This is a genomic window from Pseudomonas sp. BAY1663, from assembly GCF_000582595.1.
Taxonomy (GTDB): Bacteria; Pseudomonadota; Gammaproteobacteria; order Pseudomonadales; family Pseudomonadaceae; genus Stutzerimonas; species Stutzerimonas stutzeri_AF.
The window spans coordinates 62,123-68,296 of sequence record NZ_AZSV01000016.1 but is presented as its reverse complement, the minus strand read 5'-3'; the positions used below and the strand labels follow the sequence as shown (position 1 = coordinate 68,296).

The 6,174-nt window shown below is 58.8% G+C and carries 5 protein-coding genes and 1 pseudogene; 5 read left to right on the top strand and 1 reads right to left on the bottom strand.

What is annotated here, in order from left to right:
• Positions 1 to 358 precede the first annotated feature (358 nt).
• Positions 359 to 547 (top strand): annotated as a pseudogene (locus BAY1663_RS07275) (transposase domain-containing protein); the annotation flags it as partial.
• Positions 548 to 602: 55 nt separating this feature from the next.
• Here BAY1663_RS07275 and nahR read toward each other — a convergent pair.
• Positions 603 to 1,505, bottom strand: a complete 903-nt coding sequence (nahR, locus tag BAY1663_RS07270; RefSeq protein WP_003292087.1) for an HTH-type transcriptional activator NahR — start codon at positions 1,503 to 1,505, stop codon at positions 603 to 605.
• A 155-nt stretch (positions 1,506 to 1,660) separates the two neighbouring features.
• Here nahR and salA point away from each other — a divergent pair, with 155 nt between their 5' ends.
• The 4 genes from salA (at position 1,661) to BAY1663_RS07255 (ending at position 6,170) form a co-directional block, all read left to right on the top strand.
• The gene (gene salA / locus BAY1663_RS07265) at positions 1,661 to 2,974 is read left to right on the top strand and encodes a salicylate 1-monooxygenase (protein WP_009397177.1); all 1,314 of its coding nucleotides are present in this window, start codon (positions 1,661 to 1,663) and stop codon (positions 2,972 to 2,974) included.
• 442 nt (positions 2,975 to 3,416) lie between these two features.
• Positions 3,417 to 3,755, top strand: a complete 339-nt coding sequence (locus BAY1663_RS23430; RefSeq protein WP_003292091.1) for a 2Fe-2S iron-sulfur cluster binding domain-containing protein — start codon at positions 3,417 to 3,419, stop codon at positions 3,753 to 3,755.
• Positions 3,752 to 4,675 carry a catechol 2,3-dioxygenase gene (locus BAY1663_RS07260; RefSeq protein WP_009397178.1) on the top strand — a complete coding sequence of 308 codons (924 nt, stop codon included), beginning with the start codon at positions 3,752 to 3,754 and terminating at the stop codon, positions 4,673 to 4,675. Before BAY1663_RS23430 ends, BAY1663_RS07260 begins: the two co-directional genes overlap by 4 nt.
• A gap of 34 nt (positions 4,676 to 4,709) precedes the next feature.
• Positions 4,710 to 6,170, top strand: a complete 1,461-nt coding sequence (locus BAY1663_RS07255) for a 2-hydroxymuconic semialdehyde dehydrogenase (protein WP_009397179.1) — start codon at positions 4,710 to 4,712, stop codon at positions 6,168 to 6,170.
• Positions 6,171 to 6,174 lie beyond the last annotated feature (4 nt).

Below are 6,174 nucleotides of genomic sequence, written 5' to 3'. Positions count from 1 at the left end.
CAGGGGCGGTGAGTTGCAGCGTCTCATGCCGTGGCGTGAGAGCCCGCTCTGACCACGCTCCCATTAATGATGCCGTTGGGTGAAAAATAGAGAAGGCTGTTATATAAGTAAATAAGCGAATTTGTATAGATATCATCGCCGGCATGAATATTGAGGGGAAAGTATGCAGCTGCATGTGTCAAGGCCGATGTAAAACTGACCCACCTGGCTAACGTCGCGGCCTTGTCGAGGCTGCTTATGTTGATTAGAACGAGCAGCATCCGCACAGCGCTTTGAAATATCGCTCGCCGAGGGAATTCAGGCGCTTGGCAGTAGCATCAACGGGGAGTTGGTGTCCGGTTTGGTAGGGGCAAGTCCATCGAACTGGTTGTTTGCCGGGTCGCTACGCAGCGGCAAACGAGCGGCGGCGATCATGAGCCTGATCCAGTCGGCCCGCATGAACGGACATGATCCGTATGCCTATCTCAAGGACGTGCTGACACGACTGCCTACGCAGCGGGCCAGTAAGATCGGCCAACTGCTGCCGCATCAGTGGGTACCTGCCTGAATCACGCAAGGTGAGTTCGGCGTACGCTTACGTATCGATCACCCCGGATTGTCACTCAATCCGAAAACAGCTCGAACATCAGTTGTCGCAACCAGATGTTGGCTAGGTCCTTGTGATATTTTGCGTGCCAGAACATGTTAATGGGGATTTCTGGTAGGTCGATGGGGATTGGCAGCACGCTCAAACCGAAGGGCTCTACACAGCAGTCAGCGAAGCGCTCAGGTACGGTGGCGAGTAGCTCCGTATGCTGGAGGATATGGCCGACGGCGACGAAGTGCGGAACCTCTAGGCGAATGTCCCGCCGGATGCCAGCTCGCGCCATATGGGAATCTACTTCGCCGTGGCCAGTGCTGGCGGCGATGACACGTATATGGCTGTAGGCACAGAAGCGCTCCAAGGTCAGTGGCTCTCTGGTGGCCGGGTGGTTCTTACGGCACAAGCACACGTAGCGGTTATGGAGAAGCCGACGCTGTAAGAAGCCGGCCTGTAGGTTGGGTAGCAGGCCTACGGCCAAATCTACTGTACCGTCTAGTAACGACTGTCCCAAACTCACCGAGCTGCCGCGTACCGTGCTGATTGTGCAATGGGGGGCCTTACGAGTGAGCGCATCTATTAACCGCGGCATGAAATATATCTCACCAATGTCGGTCATGGCCAAGGTGAAGGTACGCTCGCTGGTTAAAGGATCGAAACGCTCTTCGTGATGTAGCGCTTCGCGCAGACTGTGCATGGCATGGGCGATAGGCTCAGCTAAATGTGCAGCATAGGGCGTAGGCTCCATGCCTTGGTGGGTACGCACGAATAGTTCGTCCTGCAGTGCGGTGCGCAGGCGCTTCAGGGCGTTGCTTACGGCAGGTTGGGTTAGGCCTAGGCTTTGCGCGACGATAGAGACACGCTTGTCGACCATCAACTGGTTGAATACTACCAGCAGGTTTAAATCCAGGTCATGCAGTTCCATGGAGCCTCGCTATGCTGTTGACGTGGTCCTGCCAGAGCGGCAGCATCGGACATTCTCACTATGAATATATAATATAGGGATTAGTGTATTTATCAATAGTTATGGCTTCGCTACTGTTGGAGATATCCCAATAATAAAGTCATGACAGGTATTGCATGAACGACATGAACGCTAAGAAACCAGCCTTGCGCGTCGCTATAGTCGGCGGCGGAATTTCAGGCCTTGCCTTGGCATTGAGCTTGTGCAAACACTCCCATCTTAATGTGCAGCTATTCGAGGCTGCCCCGGCGTTCGGTGAAGTCGGTGCTGGTGTGTCCTTCGGGCCTAACGCAGTGCGCGCCATTGTCGGTTTGGGTTTGGGTCAATCCTACTTTCAGGTTGCTGATCGGACTCCGCAGCCTTGGGAGGATATTTGGTTTGAATGGCGGCGCGGTAGCGATGCTAGCTATCTAGGCGCCACCATTGCGCCGGGCGTAGGTCAGTCCTCTGTACACCGGGCTGATTTCCTTGACGCCCTAGTAAGACACCTTCCAGAAGGTATCGCCCAATTTAGGAAGCGTGCCACCCAAATCGAGCAGCAGGGTGATGAACTGCAAGTGCTATTCGCCGACGGCACAGAGTACCGCTGCGATCTTCTAATCGGCGCCGACGGCATTAAGTCAGCGCTTCGTAGCTATGTGCTGGAAGGTCAGGGGCTGGATCATCTAGAACCACGTTTTAGCGGTACCTGTGCATACCGGGGCATGGTAGATAGCCTGCAACTGCGCGAAGCCTTTAGAATAAAGGGCATTGACGAGCACTTGGTGGATGTCCCGCAGATGTACTTAGGGCTCGATGGCCATATTCTTACCTTCCCGGTGAGAAAAGGCCGCATTGTCAACGTGGTAGCGTTCACCTCCGACCGTAGCCAGCCGGAACCGACTTGGCCCGCGGACGCTCCCTGGGTACGGGAAGCGAGCCAGCGCGAGATGCTCGATGCGTTCGCGGGCTGGGGCGATGCCCCGCGCGCCTTACTGGAGTGCATCCCGGCGCCAACTCTCTGGGCACTGCATGACCTGCCGGAACTGCCAGGCTACGTACACGGTCGGGTTGCCCTGATCGGCGACGCAGCGCACGCCATGCTGCCGCACCAAGGGGCCGGTGCAGGGCAAGGGCTTGAGGACGCCTATTTCCTCGCCCGGCTGTTGGGCGATAGTCGGACCGAAACAGGCAACCTCCCCGAGCTGCTTGGAGCTTACGACGACCTGCGCCGCCCTCATGCCTGTCGTGTGCAACGAACCACTGTGGAAACCGGCGAGTTATACGAGTTGCGCGACCCCATTGTAGGTGCGGACGAACAGCTGGTGGGGGAAATACTGGCGACTCGTTTCGACTGGCTATGGAACCATGATCTCGATGCCGATGTGGCTGAGGCCCGACTGCGCATGGGCTGGGAGGCGCATGAGCAAATTGCGCTGCGTCAAGGGTAAGAGGCCGTGTCGATAGTGGCTAAGGTTTCGAAGGCGAGTAATTGAAGTGTTTTCTGCGAACGGGTTACGTGATGCACATAGGCTTGCGTTTAGTGCTAGGTGCAAAATATCACTTTGTTTCAGCCGCTAGGCCGACGCCCATGGGAGCCGTTGGATCTGTAAATATAGTTAGATTCTGATCTAAGCACAGGCAGCCACCGCATTGGTGCCAGTGGACCGCAGATACCACGGTAACCCATTAGGATTTCATACATGCTGCGCCAAAGAGCATCGCTAGAGAGAACAATGCAAACCAATAACAAGAGTTCGTTCCGTTACACCTTAATAATCAGCGCTCCCGCGATGACAATCAATACTTCCCTAGCAATCGCCAAACTGGTCAGGACTTGTATTTGGAGGTCCTGCAGCGGTGCCCACTGACGCACATGTCGACGGAGGCGGGATGCCAACGGTCTTTGAAATCACTGTACGGCCTGATGGGGAGAGCTTCGTCTGCCAGCCGCAGCAGTCAGTGCTTCGTGCTATGGAGGCCCAGAACAAGCACTGCCTACCAGTTGGCTGTCGCGGCGGCGGGTGCGGCCTGTGTAAGGTGCGGGTGCTGACCGGTGATTACGAATGCGGGCGTATGAGCTGCAAGCACGTACCGGTAGAGGCCCGCGAACAAGGCTACGCCCTGGCCTGCCGACTGTTTGCCCGTAGCGATCTATGTATCGAGCGTTATTCAAAGCCGTGCTATGAAAATACGGTCGACCCACAACAAAGAGAAAAGGTGACGTCATGAACAAAGGTATAATGCGCCCCGGCCATGTGCAGCTGCGTGTACTGGACATGAGCAAGGCCCTGGAACACTACGTCGAGTTGCTGGGCCTGATCGAGATGGACCGTGACGATCAGGGCCGTGTCTATCTCAAGGCTTGGACCGAAGTTGACAAATTCTCCGTGGTGCTACGCGAAGCCGACGAACCTGGTATGGATTTTATGGGTTTCAAGGTTGTGGATGAGGATGCTCTCCGGCAACTGGAGCGGGATCTGACGGCATATGGCTGTGCCGTTGAGCAGCTACCCGCAGGTGAGCTGAACAGTTGTGGCCGGCGCGTGCGCTTCCAGGCACCCTCCGGGCATCACTTCGAGTTGTATGCAGACAAGGAATATACTGGAAAGTGGGGTGTGAATGAGGTCAATCCCGAGGCATGGCCGCGCGATCTGAAAGGCATGGCGGCTGTGCGTTTCGATCATTGCCTACTGTATGGCGACGAATTGCCGGCGACCTATGACCTGTTCACCAAGGTGCTCGGCTTCTATCTGGCCGAACAGGTGCTGGACGAAAATGGCACGCGCGTCGCCCAGTTCCTCAGTCTGTCGACCAAGGCCCACGACGTGGCCTTCATTCACCATCCGGAAAAAGGCCGCCTCCATCATGTGTCCTTCTACCTCGAAACCTGGGAAGACGTGCTTCGCGCCGCCGACCTGATCTCCATGACCGACACCTCTATCGACATCGGCCCGACCCGTCATGGCCTGACCCACGGCAAGACCATCTACTTCTTCGACCCGTCCGGTAACCGCAGCGAGGTGTTCTGCGGCGGCAACTACAGCTATCCGGATCACAAGCCGGTGACCTGGCTGGCTAAGGACCTGGGCAAGGCGATCTTCTATCACGACCGTGTGCTCAACGAACGATTCATGACCGTGCTGACCTGATGGTTCGGTTCGACTTATTGCAGAGATTGCGCAGATGAAAGAGATCAAGCATTTCATTAACGGTGCCTTCGTCGATTCGGCCAGCGGCCGCACCTTCGAGGACATCAACCCGGTCAATGGCCAGGTGATCGGCCGCGTGCACGAGGCCGGCCGCGCCGAGGTCGACGCCGCGGTCAGGGCGGCACGCGCTGCGCTGAAGGGACCATGGGGGAAGATGACGGTGGCCGAGCGCGCTGAGATTCTGCATCGCGTGGCCGATGGCGTCACGGCGCGCTTCGATGAGTTTCTCGAGGCCGAATGCCTGGACACCGGCAAGCCCAAATCCCTGGCCAGCCACATCGACATTCCGCGCGGCGCGGCCAATTTCAAGGTGTTCGCCGACCTGATCAAGAACGTGCCGACCGAAGCCTTCGAGATGGCCACCCCGGACGGCGCCGGTGCACTCAACTACGGCGTGCGCCGGCCCAAGGGGGTGATCGGCGTGATCAGCCCGTGGAACCTGCCGCTGCTGCTGATGACCTGGAAAGTCGGCCCGGCCCTGGCCTGCGGCAACTGCGTGGTGGTCAAACCATCCGAGGAAACCCCGCTGACCGCCACCCTGCTCGGCGAGGTGATGCAGGCCGCCGGTGTGCCGGCCGGCGTGTACAACGTGGTGCACGGTTTCGGCGGCGATTCGGCCGGGGCCTTCCTCACCGAGCACCCGGACGTCGACGCCTACACCTTCACCGGCGAGACCGGCACCGGCGAAACCATCATGCGCGCCGCGGCCAAGGGCGTGCGCCAGGTGTCGCTGGAGCTGGGCGGCAAGAACGCCGGCATCGTCTTCGCCGACTGTGACCTGGACAAGGCCATCGAGGGCACCCTGCGCTCGGCCTTCGCCAACTGCGGCCAAGTCTGCCTGGGCACCGAGCGGGTGTATGTCGAGCGGCCGATCTTCGACGCGTTCGTCGCCCGCCTGAAGGCCGGCGCCGAAGCGTTGAAGATCGGCGAACCGAACGATCCAGAGGCCAATTTCGGCCCGCTGATCAGCCACAAGCACCGTGAAAAAGTCCTCAGTTACTACCAGCAGGCAGTCGACGACGGCGCCACCGTTGTCACCGGCGGCGGCGTGCCGGAGATGCCGGCGCACCTGGCCGGCGGCGCCTGGGTGCAGCCGACCATCTGGACCGGCCTGACCGACGATTCGGCGGTGGTCACCGAGGAAATCTTCGGCCCGTGCTGCCACATCCGCCCGTTCGACACGGAAGCGGAAGCCATCGAGCTGGCCAACAGCCTGCCCTACGGCCTGGCTTCGGCGATCTGGACCGAGAACGCTTCGCGCGCACACCGCGTCGCCGGGCAAATCGAGGCTGGCATCGTCTGGGTCAACAGCTGGTTCCTGCGCGACCTGCGCACCGCCTTCGGCGGCGCCAAGCAGTCGGGCATCGGCCGCGAAGGCGGGGTTCACTCGCTGGAGTTCTACACCGAGCTGAAGAACATCTGCGTGAAGCTCTGAGGAC

What these genes read in the sequence shown, in the direction of transcription:
- BAY1663_RS07255 (WP_009397179.1), top strand. Translation starts at nt 4,710, where the DNA reads ATGAAAGAGATCAAGCATTTCATTAACGGTGCCTTCGTCGATTCGGCC.
- BAY1663_RS07260 (WP_009397178.1), top strand. Translation starts at nt 3,752, where the DNA reads ATGAACAAAGGTATAATGCGCCCCGGCCATGTGCAGCTGCGTGTACTG.
- BAY1663_RS23430 (WP_003292091.1), top strand. Translation starts at nt 3,417, where the DNA reads ATGCCAACGGTCTTTGAAATCACTGTACGGCCTGATGGGGAGAGCTTC.
- nahR (WP_003292087.1), bottom strand. Translation starts at nt 1,505, where the DNA reads ATGGAACTGCATGACCTGGATTTAAACCTGCTGGTAGTATTCAACCAG.
- salA (WP_009397177.1), top strand. Translation starts at nt 1,661, where the DNA reads ATGAACGACATGAACGCTAAGAAACCAGCCTTGCGCGTCGCTATAGTC.